Annotated in this window: 17 protein-coding genes and 3 pseudogenes; 8 read left to right on the top strand and 12 right to left on the bottom strand. The window is 45.6% G+C overall.

Going from position 1 to position 15948, the window contains the following annotated elements; translation table 11 throughout:
* Positions 1–69 precede the first annotated feature (69 nt).
* Positions 70–261 (top strand): YdfD/YebW family protein, encoded by a 192-nt coding sequence (locus SK38_RS04025; protein WP_003034941.1) that lies wholly within the window; start codon positions 70–72, stop codon positions 259–261.
* Here the strand turns inward: SK38_RS04025 and pphA are convergent, their stop codons facing one another.
* Entirely contained in the window at positions 262–903 is a 642-nt protein-coding gene (pphA, locus tag SK38_RS04020; RefSeq protein WP_048235214.1) for a protein-serine/threonine phosphatase, read from the bottom strand.
* A 420-nt stretch (positions 904–1323) separates the two neighbouring features.
* A complete protein-coding gene (locus SK38_RS04015) occupies positions 1324–1713 on the bottom strand; it encodes a HumD family translesion DNA polymerase (RefSeq protein ID WP_048235213.1) in 390 nt (129 codons plus the stop codon).
* A 234-nt stretch (positions 1714–1947) separates the two neighbouring features.
* On the opposite strand from SK38_RS04015, the gene SK38_RS04010 reads away from it, so the two are divergent.
* Complete coding sequence (locus SK38_RS04010) at positions 1948–3855, top strand: acyltransferase family protein (RefSeq protein ID WP_048235212.1); 1908 nt, start codon at positions 1948–1950, stop codon at positions 3853–3855.
* A 192-nt stretch (positions 3856–4047) separates the two neighbouring features.
* On the opposite strand, the gene SK38_RS25390 is transcribed toward SK38_RS04010, so the two are convergent.
* The 4 genes from SK38_RS25390 to SK38_RS25385 form a co-directional block, all read right to left on the bottom strand.
* Positions 4048–4131 (bottom strand): tail fiber assembly protein, encoded by an 84-nt coding sequence (locus tag SK38_RS25390; protein ID WP_075553027.1) that lies wholly within the window; start codon positions 4129–4131, stop codon positions 4048–4050.
* 59 nt (positions 4132–4190) lie between these two features.
* Positions 4191–4883, bottom strand: coding sequence for a tail fiber protein (locus tag SK38_RS23570; protein ID WP_075553026.1), 693 nt, complete (start codon positions 4881–4883; stop codon positions 4191–4193).
* A gap of 205 nt (positions 4884–5088) precedes the next feature.
* The gene (locus SK38_RS04000) at positions 5089–6117 is read right to left on the bottom strand and encodes an acyltransferase family protein (protein WP_048235210.1); all 1029 of its coding nucleotides are present in this window, start codon (positions 6115–6117) and stop codon (positions 5089–5091) included.
* 654 nt (positions 6118–6771) lie between these two features.
* Positions 6772–7581 (bottom strand): tail fiber/spike domain-containing protein, encoded by an 810-nt coding sequence (locus SK38_RS25385; protein ID WP_048235209.1) that lies wholly within the window; start codon positions 7579–7581, stop codon positions 6772–6774.
* 209 nt (positions 7582–7790) lie between these two features.
* Between SK38_RS25385 and SK38_RS03990 the strand changes: the two are divergent.
* Positions 7791–8156: pseudogene (locus SK38_RS03990) on the top strand (hypothetical protein).
* A 366-nt stretch (positions 8157–8522) separates the two neighbouring features.
* On the top strand, positions 8523–8999 hold the full coding sequence (locus SK38_RS03980) for a hypothetical protein (RefSeq protein ID WP_048235208.1): 477 nt from the start codon (positions 8523–8525) through the stop codon (positions 8997–8999).
* Here the strand turns inward: SK38_RS03980 and SK38_RS25145 are convergent.
* Both SK38_RS25145 and SK38_RS03975 read right to left on the bottom strand, forming a co-directional pair.
* Positions 8966–9270, bottom strand: a pseudogene (locus SK38_RS25145) (DUF2213 domain-containing protein); the annotation flags it as partial. The gene SK38_RS03980 and the pseudogene SK38_RS25145 overlap by 34 nt on opposite strands.
* The gene (locus SK38_RS03975) at positions 9222–9584 is read right to left on the bottom strand and encodes a lysis system i-spanin subunit Rz (protein ID WP_048235207.1); all 363 of its coding nucleotides are present in this window, start codon (positions 9582–9584) and stop codon (positions 9222–9224) included. The pseudogene SK38_RS25145 and the gene SK38_RS03975, both read right to left, overlap by 49 nt.
* A 46-nt stretch (positions 9585–9630) precedes the next feature.
* Here SK38_RS03975 and SK38_RS03970 point away from each other — a divergent pair.
* Positions 9631–10089 (top strand): annotated as a pseudogene (locus SK38_RS03970) (tyrosine-type recombinase/integrase); the annotation flags it as partial.
* A gap of 336 nt (positions 10090–10425) precedes the next feature.
* Here SK38_RS03970 and SK38_RS03965 read toward each other — a convergent pair.
* Genes SK38_RS03965 through yobA form a run of 3 tightly spaced genes read right to left on the bottom strand, consistent with a single transcriptional unit; the run spans position 10426 to position 12035 of the window.
* Positions 10426–10764 carry a YebY family protein gene (locus SK38_RS03965; RefSeq protein ID WP_048235206.1) on the bottom strand — a complete coding sequence of 113 codons (339 nt, stop codon included), beginning with the start codon at positions 10762–10764 and terminating at the stop codon, positions 10426–10428.
* Positions 10765–10784: 20 nt separating this feature from the next.
* A complete protein-coding gene (gene copD / locus SK38_RS03960; RefSeq protein WP_048235205.1) occupies positions 10785–11657 on the bottom strand; it encodes a copper homeostasis membrane protein CopD in 873 nt (290 codons plus the stop codon).
* A 3-nt stretch (positions 11658–11660) separates the two neighbouring features.
* Positions 11661–12035 (bottom strand): CopC domain-containing protein YobA, encoded by a 375-nt coding sequence (gene yobA, locus SK38_RS03955; RefSeq protein ID WP_003833799.1) that lies wholly within the window; start codon positions 12033–12035, stop codon positions 11661–11663.
* A gap of 143 nt (positions 12036–12178) precedes the next feature.
* On the opposite strand from yobA, the gene SK38_RS03950 reads away from it, so the two are divergent.
* The 3 genes from SK38_RS03950 to exoX all read left to right on the top strand — a co-directional run bounded on the left by SK38_RS03950 (position 12179) and on the right by exoX (position 13858).
* Complete coding sequence (locus SK38_RS03950) at positions 12179–12409, top strand: DNA polymerase III subunit theta (RefSeq protein ID WP_003034925.1); 231 nt, start codon at positions 12179–12181, stop codon at positions 12407–12409.
* A gap of 106 nt (positions 12410–12515) precedes the next feature.
* Positions 12516–13172, top strand: a complete 657-nt coding sequence (locus SK38_RS03945; protein ID WP_008785043.1) for a carbon-nitrogen hydrolase family protein — start codon at positions 12516–12518, stop codon at positions 13170–13172.
* Positions 13173–13195: 23 nt separating this feature from the next.
* The gene (exoX, locus tag SK38_RS03940; RefSeq protein WP_048235204.1) at positions 13196–13858 is read left to right on the top strand and encodes an exodeoxyribonuclease X; all 663 of its coding nucleotides are present in this window, start codon (positions 13196–13198) and stop codon (positions 13856–13858) included.
* Here the strand turns inward: exoX and ptrB are convergent.
* Positions 13849–15903 carry an oligopeptidase B gene (gene ptrB / locus SK38_RS03935; protein WP_197089500.1) on the bottom strand — a complete coding sequence of 685 codons (2055 nt, stop codon included), beginning with the start codon at positions 15901–15903 and terminating at the stop codon, positions 13849–13851. The two genes, exoX and ptrB, sit on opposite strands and share 10 nt — an antisense overlap.
* Positions 15904–15948: the final 45 nt, after the last annotated feature.

Here is a 15948-nt window from a genome sequence, read left to right as displayed (position 1 = left end):
CTTGGTTAATTTCCCTCATCTATCAACATCTTCTACACTACAGGTATGGCTTTACCATTTGAGGATGGAATGTTCACGCTGGTTCTTTTTGTGTGCTATCTGGATGGCGGTTGTGAAGATATCGTGGTTGATGTCTACAAAACTGAGCAGCAGTGCCTGATATCGATGGACGATCAACGTATTCGTAACGGCGGATGTTTACCTGCGGACGACTACATCGACAGTTTCTGGCATCCGGCCCAGGAATACAGCGATTTTTGATTATTGCAGTTGTACCAGCGTTAACTCGCCGCCGAATACAGCACCGGTATCAATATAGTGTAGATTCTCGCGATCCAGCCGATGGCGCAACGGCGTGTGACCAAACCAGAAGTGATCCGCGCCGTGAATCGCACAACCACTGTTCATCAGTCTCGAGCGGTCCCACAGCACGCGCTGTAAATCGATCTCTTTTAGCCACTGATAATCATCATCCGGGTAATCGGCATGAGCAATAACGTGTATACCGTTCTGACAATGCAGCTCCAGAATCCAGGGTAACTGCCAACACGCTTCAAGAGCAAATTTCGCTGCCGGTTGCTCCGCCTGCTCGAACCACGAGCCTCCATTCATAAACCACATGAATTGATCCCCCGTCGCCAGCGCGTCCAGCGCCATCTGTTCATGGTTCCCCCTGACCGCGACAATCCAGCGTTTACGCAGTAGTTTCAGACAACGCAAACTGTCTGGTCCACGGTCGATAACATCCCCCACTGAAACCAGCAAATCCTGCCAGGGATCAAAACGGTACTGGCGAAGTTTAGCCATCAGCATCGAGAAGCATCCGTGGATATCCCCAACCACCCAGACGTGACGCCACTGCGTACCGTCGATTCGTTGATAGATATTGCCAGGTCGTCCCATGTCGCCTCCAGAGTACAAGGGTACCTGATTATAATTTTAGCAATGTTGGTAAAAAAGCCTGGACGATCGTGGGCAGGAGTATGGTATGGTTTATGGAGAATGCAGCATGCAATACGCCGTGTTTTGCCCTGGATGGCATCGCATTCGCCACATAAAAAGAGACCGAATACGATTCCTGTTTACAATGTAAAACGTAATCCTCCATTAAACTCAAACAGTTACAACCAAAACCCACTAAAAAACACCTCCCAATACTTACTATTGCACCTGTTCAAGATCAATTAGTTACCATTGAATTCGTGATGTCGTCGGGAAATTTTCGAGATCGAAACAGCGGCATAGAAAATTATACGGCACACCGTGTGCGCGTACCGTTGGGATCGTGTAAAGTAGAGACTTGGACTAATCAGGCCAATATGATTACATCACGGGGCAGTCATCGAACTCCGCGTTTCTGGCATCATTAATGATGTATGTGATCACCCCAAATATAGCGGGTGCAGAACAGTAACCGTAATCATCTACTGGCAGTGCTTCCCTTCTCCCGTTCTCCAGATTTATCAGGTAGGGTTGAGGGTAAATTTGATATCGCTTGATACTGAACTGCCCGTCTATTGCACATATCAGCAGCGAGCCATCACAGGCTGAAATCGACGCATCCACAACAAGCAGCGCCCCCTGGGGTATTCCCTCCCTGAAATGTGAACGCGATGCCCGCATGAAATAAGTTGCTGATGGCTGGCTGATAAGCTGCTGATCGAGGGCTCTACTTGTTTCAGCATAATAACTAACCAGTGAAGGGAATCCCATGACTATAGACCCCCGTTTGGGTAAAACGCATGAAAGCAATATTGTCCCCTTCGACAGTTGATATGTCTTTAAGAGCGCTAATGCTTGGCTCCATAACAACTACAGAATTGAAAACTATCAGAAAATATCTACAACGCAGATAATAGTACATTATAGAAATATTAGTATGTCTATCTTTTTTCGATGCACATCGGTGTGTTAAAATCAGGCCAATAAAAATCACAGGGGAAACTGATGTTAAAATATAGGCCTGATATTGATGGCTTACGCGCCATTGCTGTAGTTTTAGTGATTACTTATCACGCATTTCCAAACCTTGTTCCTGGTGGTTTTATAGGTGTAGACATATTCTTTGTTATATCAGGATATTTAATAACTTCAATTTTGAATTTCAATATATCAAATAATAAACACTCAATAAAAGATTTTTACCGGCGCAGGATCGATCGCTTATTCCCAGCATTATTGCTTGTAATGTTTTCAGTGTTCATCTTTGGTTGGTTCACGCTCTTTCCAGATGAGTTTATGCAACTGGGGAAACAATTAGCGGGTAGTGCGGGCTTTGTGTCTAACATTGTCTTTTATAGTGAAACTGGATATTTCAACGCTACATCTCCGACAAAACCTCTTTTGCATCTTTGGTCTCTTGGTATAGAAGAACAATTTTATCTTATATTCCCTCTAGTGCTTTATCTGGCATACAAACGAAAAGTAAATATACTTTTCATTGTAGTGCTACTAGCAGCGCTATCTTTTCTATTAAACATACTGAGTATTAATGAAAATATAGAGAGAACTTTTTATCTTCCTCAATATCGTCATTGGGAACTTCTTTTTGGTGCAATACTTTCGCTTACGGTACATGGAGAAAAAGTAAAACGACCTCATACGTTAGTTGCAACACCTGTTGCCGCAGTTTCTCTTTTAGGCATTCTTATTACTGCGCTCACACTACATTCTACAGTTGCGTTTCCTGGATGGTATGCACTTCTCCCCGTTTTTGCCTCTGTATTACTGATATGGTCTGCGCAAGATGCGGGGCCAATTAAATCGGTTATTACATCCAAACCATTTGTATTTATTGGTTTAATTAGCTATCCACTTTATATTTGGCACTGGCCTTTATTTTCTCTTGCATACATTATAAATGGAAGTACACCTCCTGATTGGCTAATGCTGTTATTAACAGTCTTGTCATTTCTGCTGGCCACACTTACATACTACTTAATTGAAAGACCACTAAAAAAAGTAAGATCATGGAAGAAAAAAACCATCCCAATGCTAATACTAATGCTAATAATCGGAGTTACAGGGTATAAGACATATACTATGAACGGAATTGACAATCGTTCTAATATTAAAATAAGCAAAGAGGTAAGCAGACTATTAATCGGCCCCATGTGGCCTTATGCTAAAAACGAAGCATGTCTGCAAAGATTTAAAACTTCATTGTCGAGTTCATTACCTTGGTGGTTTTGCTCTCTGAAGCGTAATGCCGATCCTGACGTGCTTATTTTAGGTAACAGCTATGCTAATCATTTGTATCCTGGGATTGCAAATAATACCCACTTAAAAGATCTTAATGTGCTCTCTATAGGTATAGCAAATGTAGTTGATGGCATTTCAGGAAGTAGAACAGCTCTTCAGACAGAACAAGCTGAATTCATCAACAATATTATATTACATACAAAATCCATCAAATATATACTAATCAGCGGAATAACAATTGACGCTGATGATAGTTATATTAATGACTTAATTGAAAGAATGTCAATCATTACTTCAAACGGTGCGAAAGTAGTAATATTCTATCCCCATGTACAGCTATCAGATGATATTAAAGAATGTTTCAGCAGACCACTTAAAAGGCCAAATAAAGATTGTACATCAGACCTTTCAGAGCTGAAACATATTCAAGAAAAATTTTCACATCTAAAAAACAAAGTGAGCAAAGCATATCCAGAAACATTATTCTTTAACCCAAACTCTGCATTTTGTGATGGAAATAAATGCTCTTCAGTAAAAGAAGGTTTGCCAATGTATCGTGACGAATTTAAGCATCTATCAGAATTTGGAAGTATGTCTGTTGGAAATGAATTTGCTAAGTGGGCTAAAGAAAACCTTCCTGAATTAACAAAATAGTTTGGTGGCGGGCTCATGCCCGCCTTAACATCCATCGATACATATTTATATAACTCTGTAACCACGGAAAAAGACGAAATATAGTAATACTGTTGATGATTATTAAAAATGGTAGGTTGCATAAAACCAACAAAGCTGCTCGAAAGCAGCCATTTTAATTATATAAAATGACAACTACCTTTATCTTAGCATCTACGCCGATGGCAGTAATGGCCACTTAATGTCAGGTGCAGTTCCAGTATCGACGTTATGCAATTGCAGTCTGTATTTTTCCATGCAGTCAATTGTGTTTTTATATCTTCAGTCACCTTGTTCAGATCAACCGAATTCTGACACTACGCAATTTCTAGTGTTGCGTTAGCGTATAAACCAGCCTTTTCCGCGACTGCAATATTGATCAGTCGCTCCCTTGTTCTGGGAGGGTTAGCCGCTAACTTTAATGCTTCTTCTTCGCTTATTGCTGTCAGCCCTGGCTTGATATAGGTTGCATCAACACGATACGTTGCACCATTTGGTACAATGAATAACGCAGTTGCTACGGATGTTTGTGCTGCAATAGACCCGCTGCCACCAAACTCTATTACGTTAACATATGCTACTAAGTTGGCTGATGTAGAACCCGTGATACGGACATAAACAGCAATCGGAAATCCGGTCGAATTTTTGTAGTCCACACCAACACCCCGTGATGTTTTTAAATCCTGTAACGTTTGCCCTCTTCCAGGCGCTGGACCTGTTGCTGCATCATATGTAGTTTTTACAGCTCCAGACGTGGCATCCATTGTGTCATCTGCATTGGTTACTCCGCCGCTTAGTCTTACTATACTCTTTTGAGATGTAATTCCATCAACAGGCGTCCATTTCCCATAAGCAAGGTCATATGCTGACTTTACTGCTGGTGGGGTGGCTGCCTGTGTTGTACTGGTGCTGTCTGTGGCAAAACTTAATTGAACTATTCCTTTCCGTGAAGTTGTCGCATCTACAGCAGAGTACTTGCTAACGGCAACGTCATAAGCAATTTTTACCACTACGGAAGTTGCTACAAGCGTGTTGTCGTCATCAATGCGTGATTGCGATGGGATTTGGTAGAGCTCCCAACAACCAAAGAAAGTAAAAAGCCCACCTGAGTGGGCTTGGTTCTATGAGGGCATAAATATTTTTGTTCGTTACTTAACCCGCCATCCACATTTTCATCTGCATTTACGCAGAATTAATAATTCTACAAATCATTTTCTATTGTTTGTTTTTCATGCTAAAGAAATAATATAATTTTACTGTGCTAAAGTACGCAACAATGAAACAGAATGCAGTAAAAAGAAGCGACTCAAGAGGGTTGTGAGGCTCAGCTTTTATTCCAAACATCCCAAACGCAGCAATTATAGAATATTTCAGAATTTGCTCAGTTCCGCATAAAACCAAGGTATTTTTTCCAAGAATAAGTATTGGCCTCAAATTAAATGATTTTGCCTTACTCTCAATGTATTTTGCCAAATAAATATTTGGTATGAACAACGCGAATGCAGCAAAAAAGAAACAAAAATATTGCAACTCCAGACTTGGCAAGGACTTGTAAAAAGTAAACGTCCCTTTTTGATAACAGGCGGCTGCATATAGAACAAGAACTGATATAGCAATAATGTTTATAGCGTTCTTTGAATTATATTTAAAAGAAAACAAACCATTTTTGAGAGGCTCACTTAGAAGAGCGCCTGCAGAAAAGAAAACAAGAAAATAAGCAGCACTATCTATGTTCCAGAACAGTTTAGGTATACCTTGTCCAAACCAAATAGGAGAAAGAGTGTAAACAATCAGAGAAAAAATAAAAATAACAATCCTGCTTGAAACCATTCTGTGCAAAATATAATAATAAGTGAACACAATAAATAGACATGGGAAAAACCACAATGTAGCTAAAGGTGTATTGTTCCTTACTCCATAAACACTCATTTCAAACATCTGCAGAATATTGGTAAAGTCTCTTCCATCTTTTATTGTTAAAAAAATAATTCCTATGATTGAAAAAACAGCATACGGTAACATTATCCTTTTAAAAGAATTACTCAAACACTTAATTACTTCTATATTTGTCCTTGGGAATTTAACAAGAATACCGGATATAAAGAAGAACAAAGGAACGTGAAATGTAAAAACAAATGGGTACATTTTACCTGCGGCGCCACCAAAATGCCCAAGGTAAATATAAAACATTGTTATGAATCTTAAATAATCAATCCAATCAAGTCTTTCTTTATAAGCTTCCATAGCATACCAAATTTAAAAATTGCACGTAATGCAATTATAACACAATAATAACATTGCGTGTACTGTATAAATAAATAGGTTATATAGTGATGTTTGCTATAGCATCAGTAATCCATCCGTTAATTTTTTTGTTACCCCAATCATTGCAATGGTTGTATAAGAAATTTGTAAGGCATTATTTGACCCTGTACTTGCAAAGTAAAATCTATCCCCAGCAGCCATATCTGATGATTGTCGCTTTAACTTAATATTGTCAATTGTGGATAACGACATGTTGCATATAGTTTTCCCCACATATCCACCAGTTAATCCCCTCAGAGTAAAATTTCCACTGCCAAGAGAAACTATATCAACATCATCTACATTAATGCTATTACCAGTAAATCAGCTATCCAGTACGAATGTTGAGCTATTATTAACTTCAAATTGGAGTATCCTTTCCCCTGAGATATTGTAATTAATACATAGTGACTCATTATTTTTATTTATATATAACTCGTAATTATTTAAAGCTCCTGATGATAGGACACTATCGCTATGGGCGTTATAAACTCCTTTCAATTTATCGCCATTTAATGAATATATTCCCCCACTAATGTAGTTCTGGATAATATAAATAAACCATATACCAAAAAACTCGTCTGATCCAGAGGATCATATTATTCCATTACCGTCATCATCTCCTGTTGATGAAATATAGCCCACTGAATCAGTGTTAATTCCAGTAATTGGTGATTTATCCCATTTTTTTAGATCCCTACTAAGCCACACCCTATAGTCTGTTCTACCTACGCTGCTATCTGAGCGGCCGTTTGCACAAGTAAGCGCCCATAACTGGTTATTATCATAACCATTTGATAATTGAACTAAATCACCCTTTACGTCTGATGTGACAACGCTTGATAAAAATTCCCACTGATCAAATGCGCTGTAACTTATATATATTTTTTGCACTCCCTCTCCATCAGATGTTGCGTATGCTCTTGAATGTGCGACTACATTACCATTATCCAAAAGGTGGACCCCGACCTCTCCTCCTGTTTCACCGATATTTGAAGCACCTGCTGGCGAAGCAAGCGTTGCTCGCAATGTTGAATCATCAACGCTTAACCACGCTCCTGTTCCCACACCTCCAGATGAAGATGGCGTTAATCCTGAAGGAACTACTTTTGGAAAAATTCCGTCCCATCGGTAATACTCGCCATCGGTAGTATCTTTCAGGATCTGGTTTGGTGTTGAGAGGGTTGCTCCTGTTTGGAAAGTGCCCACAGAAATCCAACCAAACTGAGCAATAGCCTGCTGAGCAAACCATCTTAATCCTTCAATGGTGTAATGCTTATTGCCGAATCTGTCTTCATATTCACGCTGTAATGATGTGACAAACTCGTCAATCTTCCCTGCATTAAATTTCAGGTCGCGCGGGGATTCACTTGGTACTGGCAGGTTAGTAGGTTGCGTAGCCATATTATTTCCATAAAAAGCCCGGCGCTATGGCCGGGTTAGTTACTGGCTTCATGCCAACGATGGCCCAGAGGAATTTGACGACGCCACGATAGACAAGGCGTGTACCTGCCATTCATTTGTGACAGATGGACATATTCAATTCCTGAATGACTGCACACATAGCATGGCAGGTATGACGGTGCCGCTACCAGAGCTTTGAGGAGTGAGCGATGTCTAGCGTTGAGAACTGGTCTTACACTGCCACAACCACCATCTGGCGCAAACTGGAAGGCAATGACGAATACGGCGATTCTTTGGGCTATGCCGAACCTGAGCAAATCCTCTGTGATTATGAGGGCGGGCTCAGCAAGAAGTTAGCCAGCCTCAGCGCTGAAATCGTCGTGAAGAACACCATCTAGACGGAGTTTGCGCTGACCGCTGCGGGTGATTTCTTGCTGATTGGTGCGTCGACAGAACCCGACCCGGTTGTGGCGGGTGCTGATGAGGTGCGGCAGGTTATCCGCTACGCCGACACGTTCGAGCGCCAGGCGGATGATTACGCCATCCTGCCGGAATCTGACCTGCCTGTGCAATAATAGGGAAAATCATTAAATGGATTGAAAGGTCATGGGATTTCAATATTGGTTCACGGTGGGCGCAGTCTTTTTGGTTGGCCCAATCATTTGTCTACTGTCGTCGCGGTGTTTATACCAAAACCTTTAAAGGAACGAGCCGAAAGGAGTACATCCACAAGGATGACAAACCTATTGAATTCTGGTTCAGCATCATTTTTCACATGGTAATGGGCATGGCGATGATTGTTTTAGGTTTCTGGCTCCAGGAGGACATCCCTGTGGTTAACCATTGGTACACTGAAATCCGCGCAATGCTCCCTTTTTGATTCACCGTTAAATGACATCAAACCTCGCTCAGGCGGGGGTTTTTATTGCCTGGAGACAACCATGGGCATCAAAGTGAAAGGCATCAGCCAGGCGAAGATGCACTTGAACGATGTCATCAACGACGTTAAGAGGCGAAAGGTAATAGGCGCGCTGCAGTCGGCGATGATTCTTATCGGAGCCCGAGCGGCCTATTACACTCCGATCGACACTTCCACGCTGATTAACAGCCAGTTTCGGGAAATTGACGCTGGCGGTGTGCTAATCACTGGTCACATTGGTTACTCAGCCAACTATGCCGCGTACGTGCACGAAGCGTCAGGCAAGCTGAAAGGGCAGCCACGCGAGCACTTCGGGATCATCAGTAATCGTTTGTCAGTCGGCCCGCAGAAACCAAAAGAGTTCGGAGTCGGTGCTGGGATGGGCAACTACCGGGACCCTCATGGTGAGCCGCAATTCTTGATCACAGGCGCGAATGACGAGCGCTATAACGTTGACGCAGTACGCAGGATAGCGATGTGGTCGAACTGCATGTTGTGAGCGACCCAAGAGTATTTCTTGCCTTTCGACTCGCCAGCCTTTTGCTCTTTGTTAAGCAGCAGCCTTGTAGAGAGATGAATCGGCTCGGAACTTGTCCCTGCGATCATTTCATCGAGCCTGGCGATTAGGCGCTTACCATCGGATGGCCGAGCGGCATTAACTTGCGCTCCATAGTCTGGTAGCAATTGTTAATCTCCTCAGCCGGATACAGACTGCCATTCATCACGATGTCATCGACGATCGGATCCGCACCACGAATATACACTGCTGGCGGATATAGTCCTGCAGGTAGCCGACCTGCTTCGTCACTGTGACGATTAGCTCTCTAGCGCAACGCTGCAGATCATCAAACTGCTTTTTCGCATCAGCCAGTTCCCCGGTGTATTTAGTATCCAGCTCAGCGACATCGCGCTGGCTGGTCTGCATATCTTTGATAGTGGCGTTCGCTAGGCCGAACTTCTCAGTGGCCTTATCACGCTGGTTTTTGTAGGTGATGGCGTTGTCGCGGTAGTAATTAACAGCCCAGCCAAGCGACACTATGATGCAGAAGACAACGGCAATGATGATTGCGGTTAGCCTGCTCATGATTTTGGCTCGTTTACCGCACCGCCAGCCTCTTTGAAATTGGCGTGTCACGGGGCAAAGAAGAGAGGACGTATCGTTGTTCAGATTCAGCGATATCAGGGATGGAAGGTTGTTTGTCACGCAGGAAAAGACAGGTCACAAATTGGCGTTGCCACTTGATTTGCGACTGGACTCTGCTGATTTGCTATTGCAGGATGTTATCGATCGTTGCAGGAAAAACAATCCGTCAGACTTCATGCTGTATTCAGCGGTGAGACGTGGCGGAAGGAAGCCCGGTCCGTTAACTCCAGACGGAATTACCCAGGCATTTTCTGATATCAGAGATTCTACAGAGTTAAAGTTTGGTCCCAACCCTCCTCCTTTCCATGAGATCAGGAGCTTGGCGAGCAGACTGTATGAAAGGGAGCGCGGAGAGGATTTCGCACAGAGACTGCTGGGGCATAAAAATTTAACAATGACCAAAAAATACCTGGACGCACGCGGTGCAGAATATGTTATGGTTTAGACAGGATATGGAAATTTCGAGTAATTTTCGTGGGATTTCGTGATAGCACCGAAAAAACCCAACGAAAACAAGCACATAAAAAGAGACCGAATACGATTCCTGTATTCGGTCCAGGGAAATGGCTCTTGGGAGAGAGCCGTGCGCTAAAAGTTGGCATTAATGCAGGCTAAGTTACCCTGCCATTTAAGAATAGATGACAGCGCCAGGTTTTCCAGTCCGCGACTAAAGTGGCCGGAAAAAAAGGACGTCTGTTACGCATCCAAACGCGAAAACCGCAAGTTCTCCTGCGAGATCCTTGCGGTTTTTTATTGGAAATCAGAGCGCTACATCTGGCAATTAGCAGAGCTTTTCTGCACGCTCTACAAACGGTGCCAGGCTCATTTTTTCGCCCGGTTTCGCAGGATCATCGATCTGGATAATCTCGATCGGCTTTGCCGTGACTTTTCCGCTCTCCACCTGCTGTCTGGCGACATCATTCAACGGGTATTGCACCAGCGTACTGGGATTGATGACATACAGCGCGTTACCTGGACGGCAGGTCAGCATCACCTCTTCCCGATTAAACGCCCACTTATCTTTGCCAACCTCAAAACGGCTGACGGTAATGACCTGCGGCGCAGCCAGCGCGGTTCCGGTACTTGCCAGGAGTAATAAAGAGATAATGATTTTTTTCATGCGTTTCGCCAGTCCATCAATCAGAAAGGTTCAAGGGTTGCAAACAAGCTGACAATCGCCAGCACAACGGCTCCTATACCCCATTCCAGCTTGGTCATCCAAATAAAATAGAGAGTCATGCCGCGGTTATCCTGCCGCATGCGTGGTACCAGAACATACCGATTCACCAGCGCAATCGCCACCATTAACATGACCAGGGCACCTTTTAACAAAAGCAGTCGCCCGTAAGCCATGTGCCAGGGAACAGAAAAACCGACAATAAACAGCGCATTCATAATACCGGTTAGTAAAACACCGATAACGAAAAGATGCCCATAGCGTGAGAAGCGCATCATGGTACTGATGGCCTGTTCCCGCCAGCGACCTTGCGCCATTCGCATACAGTAAAGTACGGGCAGCAAACCGCCGAACCAGGCGGCAGCGCATACCAAATGTAAGGCGTGGTTAACCTGCTGGATTGCGCCAGGGATACCGCTGTGCAGCGTCGCATGTCCGACGCCAGCCAGCAAAATAAACTGCGCAATTGTCAGCATTAACAGCAGTCGCGGCATGCTACGCGGCACCATGATGGTCACCACCAGCGTGACCAACGCGAGGATAATCTGCCATAACCAAACGCCGCCAAATTGCGTTTGCAACACGGCGAGCCAAACATCAGTAGAGACAACATCCCGCCAGCCTGAGCCCATTAACCCACCCTGAATCGCCAGCATCAGCGTCGCGCTGATAAAGCTCCACGTTGCAGCATGCCGTTGCAGACGTAAAAAACGACGCATCATTAAACGACGAACCGAAACGGGGGCCAGCCATACGCCGTAAAGCGCACAGCCAAACACCAGCATCAAAGCGGTAAAATGGATAAACCGTAGCGCAACCCAGGTAAATGACAGCATTGGTTATTTCACGCTAAAGGTATATTGCCCCTTCGTCTTGTGACCATCCACGGAGACAACGTGCCAGTCGACCGTATATTTTCCTGCTTCAAGCGTTTGATCAAGCGGAACAATCAGCTGCGTTTTGTCCTGCTCACTGCGCGATGCCTTGCCCGTTTTGATCTGTTCTTTGTTAGGACCGGTCAGCGTTGCACCGCTGAATCCCGGCTCTACGCCTTCAGAAAAATTCAGCGTCAACGCCTGAGGAGATGCCGCCACTTCAGCGTTAGCCGCCGGACTTTGTTTTGTGAGGTGGGCATGCGCCAATGCCGCAGGTGTTGCCAGAACGCTGGCGAGTACGATGAGCGCGTTGCGAAGCATAGATGCAGATGAAGCCATTTCAACTATTCCTTTTTGTTATGTCTAACCTGTAGAGAATAACCTTCTACAATGGTCGAGTCGAGAATCATCATTTCTGTCTTGCCATTAACGCACACTCTTAGTAACTTTGCGCGCCGAAAGACAGAGAAAAGGAGAAGCCCATGAACATCAATCTGGCCAAACTTGAGCAAGCGGAAATGGATAAGGTCAATGTCGATCTGGCTGCGGCTGGAGTGGCATTTAAGGAGCGATACAATATGCCCGTTGTTGCAGAAGTTGTTGAACGCGAACAACCAGAGCATTTACGCGACTGGTTCCGCGAAAGACTCATCGCGCACCGCCTGGCATCCGTTTCGCTTTCACGTTTACCATACGAGCCTAAAGTTAAATAAAACTTATATTACGTTACGATTCCTTACATGACGCCTGCTACAGTATAAGCATATTCTTAATCCACACATTAAGGATGGTTGTAGACACTATGAAAAGGAAATCATTATGTCATACTGGAAAATCGCAGCAGCACAATACGAACCTCTTCACACCTCAGTTACCGAACATGTCGCGCATCACCTGCAATTCATTCATGCGGCAGCTCAATGCCAATGTGAATTGCTGGTCTTCCCTTCCCTCTCATTGCTGGGTTGTGTTGATGAGAATGACGCGCTTCCTGCCCCACCCGATGAAGCGCTGTTAGAACCTCTCGCACATGCCGCCGCGACTTATCGCATGACGATAATTGCGGGACTACCGGTAGAACATAACAACCGGTTCGTGAAAGGCATTGCGCTTTTCTCTCCCTGGATGACTTCGCCATTAACCTTCCATCAGAGCCACGGGGCTTGTATTGCCAGACAGCGAAATGCCATCAGCGTTGTAGATAGCCAACCGGAAGGCATTGATATCGACCCGGCTTATTCGCTGTTCACCAGCTGCCAGTCAGTCAGTGAACCGGAACTGCTCTCCTCTACATCTCGTCTACAAAGTTTCTCACATAAATTCGCCATCGCGGTATTAATGGCCAATGCGCGGGGTAGCAGTGCGTTATGGGATGAACGAGGTCGATTGATTGTTCGCGCAGACAGCGGTTCGTTGCTGTTAACCGGCCAACGCACGCCACGGGGTTGGCAAGGTGATATCATTCCATTACGCTAGTCGTTTTGGGTCAGGAGCATGGCATGTTGCGCATAATAGATACAGAAACCTGTGGTCTACAGGGAGGCATTGTTGAAATTGCTTCTGTCGACGTGGTTGACGGAAAAATAGTCAACCCCATGAGCCACCTGGTACGCCCTGACCGCCCCATCAGCCCACAGGCGATGGCTATACATCGCATTACTGAAGCAATGGTGGCCGATAAGCCATGGATTGAAGACGTCATCCCACAGTATTACGGCAGCGAATGGTACGTGGCGCACAATGCCAGCTTTGACCGCCGCGTATTGCCCGACATGCCCGGGGAATGGATTTGCACCATGAAGCTCTCCCGTCGGTTGTGGCCGGGGATCAAATACAGCAACATGGCGCTGTATAAATCGCGCAAGCTGAGCGTCCAGACGCCAGCGGGTCTCCACCATCACCGCGCCCTGTACGATTGCTACATTACTGCGGCACTGCTGATCGACATCATGCAGACGTCAGGCTGGACAGCCGATCAAATGGTCGATATTACCGTCCGTCCCGCGTTACTCACTACTTTCACTTTTGGTAAGTACCGCGGAAAACCGGTATCAGAAGTAGCTGAACGCGATCCGGGCTATCTGCGCTGGTTATTTAATAACCTTGACAATATGAGCCCGGAACTGCGATTAACGCTAAAACACTATTTGGATCACGCCTGAGCAGGCAGCGTTCCCTGCGCCAGTCCAATCAAAAAAGCGTACTCAAGGGCCACGCCTTCGTAAGATTTAAAACGCCCGGATTTACCGCCGTGTCCGGAATCCATATCCGTGCAAAGTAGCAGCAAACGATCGTCCGTTTTCAGCTCACGCAGTTTTGCCACCCATTTTGCTGGCTCCCAGTATTGCACCTGGGAATCGTGTAATCCCGTCGTGACCAGCAGATGTGGGTATGCCTGCGCGGTTACATTGTCATACGGGCTGTAGCTTTTCATATAGGTGTAATACTCTTCGTCCTGCGGATTCCCCCACTCTTCAAACTCACCGGTCGTCAGGGGAATTGATTCATCGAGCATTGTGGTTACCACATCGACAAACGGCACCTGAGCAATAACACCATGGAAGCGTTCCGGGCGTTCATTAATGGCGACGCCCATTAACATGCCTCCGGCGCTTCCGCCCATGCCATAACATAACTCAGGCGCGCCATAGCCCATTTTTAGCAACGCATCACAGACGTCGAGGTAATCATTAAAAGTATTTTTCTTGTGCAGAAACTTACCGTCCTCGTACCACTGTTGTCCTAATTCACCACCACCACGCACATGGGCAATAGCATAAACAAAGCCACGATCCAGTAAGCTCAAACGGCTGCTGCTGAAATCGGCATCCATGCTGGCGCCATATGATCCATAGCCATAAACCAGTAACGGATTTTTTCCTTTCAGAAAATACTTTTGATGATAAACCAGCGAAACCGGAACCTCGGTGCCATCACGCGCAGTTATCCATAGGTGTTCGCTACGGTAATTCGCCGCATCAAATCCGGTGACCTCCGTCTGCTTAAGCACACGACGTTCCCCGGTGTCCATATCCAGTTCAAACAACGTGTCCGGGGTGGTCATGGAGGAATAGCCATAGCGCAGGCGCGATGTCTCCGGCTCTGGATTATAGGCAAGCCAGGTCACATAAGCCGGATCGTCAAAGGCGATCCCGACCACTTCGCGCGTTTTACGATTAATCTGTCGTAGGCTGGTTAAGCCGCGCTGACGCTCTTCTACCACCAGCCAGTCAGTGAATAGCGTAAAGCCCTCCAGCATCACATTGTCGCGCGCAGGGATCAGCGTCTCCCAGGCTTGCTCATCACGAACGCGGGTACGATACAGGCCGAAATTTTTCCCCTGACGGTTGGAGCGCAGATAAAAATTGTGTTGATAGTGATCGAGACTGTATTCATGGTCTTTGCGTCGAGCTAAAAAGACCAACGGTTCGGCATCCGCCAGTTCTGCGTCAAGCAGTAAAACCTCACTGGTGGTCGCGCTGGCGATATGAATAACCACATAGTGTAGCGAGGTGGTTTTATGCAGGCTGACATAAAACATATCATCGGCTTCTTCATACACCAGCTCATCCAGTGACGATGGCGAGCCGACCGTATGTCGCCACACCTGATACGGCAATAACGTTGTTTCGTGCTTGCGCACGTAATAGAATGTCTGAGAATCATTCGCCCAGACCAGATCCGCTTCGACGTTTTCCAGCACTTCCGGATACCAGTTGCCGCTTTGCAGGTTGCGAAAACGCACGCCATATTGCCGGCGAGAGAGATAATCTTCCGCCAGCGCCATGATGGTGTTATCCGGAGATATCGCCAGTCCTCCCAGCGTATAAAACTCGCTGTGTGCCGCGCGCTGGTTCCCATCCAACAGAGTATCCCAATCATCCCACTCTTCACTGAGGGCAGACTGACGCTGATAAATAGCATATTCGCACCCCGGTTCATAAATATGCCGGTAGCGATAACCATTCTTCACATAGGGGGCGGAAGCATCCTGAGGCGGGATACGGTCGATAATTTCTTTCAGGACGCGATCCTGCAAAGCCTGCTGCGAGGCCATAACCTGGCGGCCATACGCATTTTCTTGTTGCAGATAATCCAGCACTTCTGGCTGCGAGCGAGTGTCATCTCGCAGCCAGTAATAATTATCAACACGAGTATCGCCATGCTGCGTCATGGCGTGGGGAATACGAGAAGCTTTTGGTAGCATGTCATTGTTCTTTTGCTTAAACATCCTATAAGGGTGGCAAAAGAC

Source organism: Citrobacter sp. MGH110 (assembly GCF_001037515.1).
Lineage (GTDB): Bacteria > Pseudomonadota > Gammaproteobacteria > Enterobacterales > Enterobacteriaceae > Citrobacter > Citrobacter portucalensis.
Note: the sequence above shows the minus strand (reverse complement) of the source record. Positions and strands in the feature narration are given on the sequence as shown.

Bases quoted from the DNA above. Each gene is read 5' to 3' on its own strand.
- SK38_RS04015 (WP_048235213.1), bottom strand. From the start codon at position 1,713: ATGGGATTCCCTTCACTGGTTAGTTATTATGCTGAAACAAGTAGAGCC.
- SK38_RS04010 (WP_048235212.1), top strand. From the start codon at position 1,948: ATGTTAAAATATAGGCCTGATATTGATGGCTTACGCGCCATTGCTGTA.
- SK38_RS03980 (WP_048235208.1), top strand. From the start codon at position 8,523: ATGGGCATCAAAGTGAAAGGCATCAGCCAGGCGAAGATGCACTTGAAC.
- SK38_RS25390 (WP_075553027.1), bottom strand. From the start codon at position 4,131: ATGGAAAAATACAGACTGCAATTGCATAACGTCGATACTGGAACTGCA.
- yobA (WP_003833799.1), bottom strand. From the start codon at position 12,035: ATGGCTTCATCTGCATCTATGCTTCGCAACGCGCTCATCGTACTCGCC.
- pphA (WP_048235214.1), bottom strand. From the start codon at position 903: ATGGGACGACCTGGCAATATCTATCAACGAATCGACGGTACGCAGTGG.
- SK38_RS03975 (WP_048235207.1), bottom strand. From the start codon at position 9,584: ATGAGCAGGCTAACCGCAATCATCATTGCCGTTGTCTTCTGCATCATA.
- SK38_RS04025 (WP_003034941.1), top strand. From the start codon at position 70: ATGTTCACGCTGGTTCTTTTTGTGTGCTATCTGGATGGCGGTTGTGAA.
- SK38_RS25385 (WP_048235209.1), bottom strand. From the start codon at position 7,581: ATGGCTACGCAACCTACTAACCTGCCAGTACCAAGTGAATCCCCGCGC.
- SK38_RS03950 (WP_003034925.1), top strand. From the start codon at position 12,179: ATGAACATCAATCTGGCCAAACTTGAGCAAGCGGAAATGGATAAGGTC.
- SK38_RS03965 (WP_048235206.1), bottom strand. From the start codon at position 10,764: ATGAAAAAAATCATTATCTCTTTATTACTCCTGGCAAGTACCGGAACC.
- ptrB (WP_197089500.1), bottom strand. From the start codon at position 15,903: ATGCTACCAAAAGCTTCTCGTATTCCCCACGCCATGACGCAGCATGGC.
- SK38_RS04000 (WP_048235210.1), bottom strand. From the start codon at position 6,117: ATGGAAGCTTATAAAGAAAGACTTGATTGGATTGATTATTTAAGATTC.
- copD (WP_048235205.1), bottom strand. From the start codon at position 11,657: ATGCTGTCATTTACCTGGGTTGCGCTACGGTTTATCCATTTTACCGCT.
- exoX (WP_048235204.1), top strand. From the start codon at position 13,196: ATGTTGCGCATAATAGATACAGAAACCTGTGGTCTACAGGGAGGCATT.
- SK38_RS03945 (WP_008785043.1), top strand. From the start codon at position 12,516: ATGTCATACTGGAAAATCGCAGCAGCACAATACGAACCTCTTCACACC.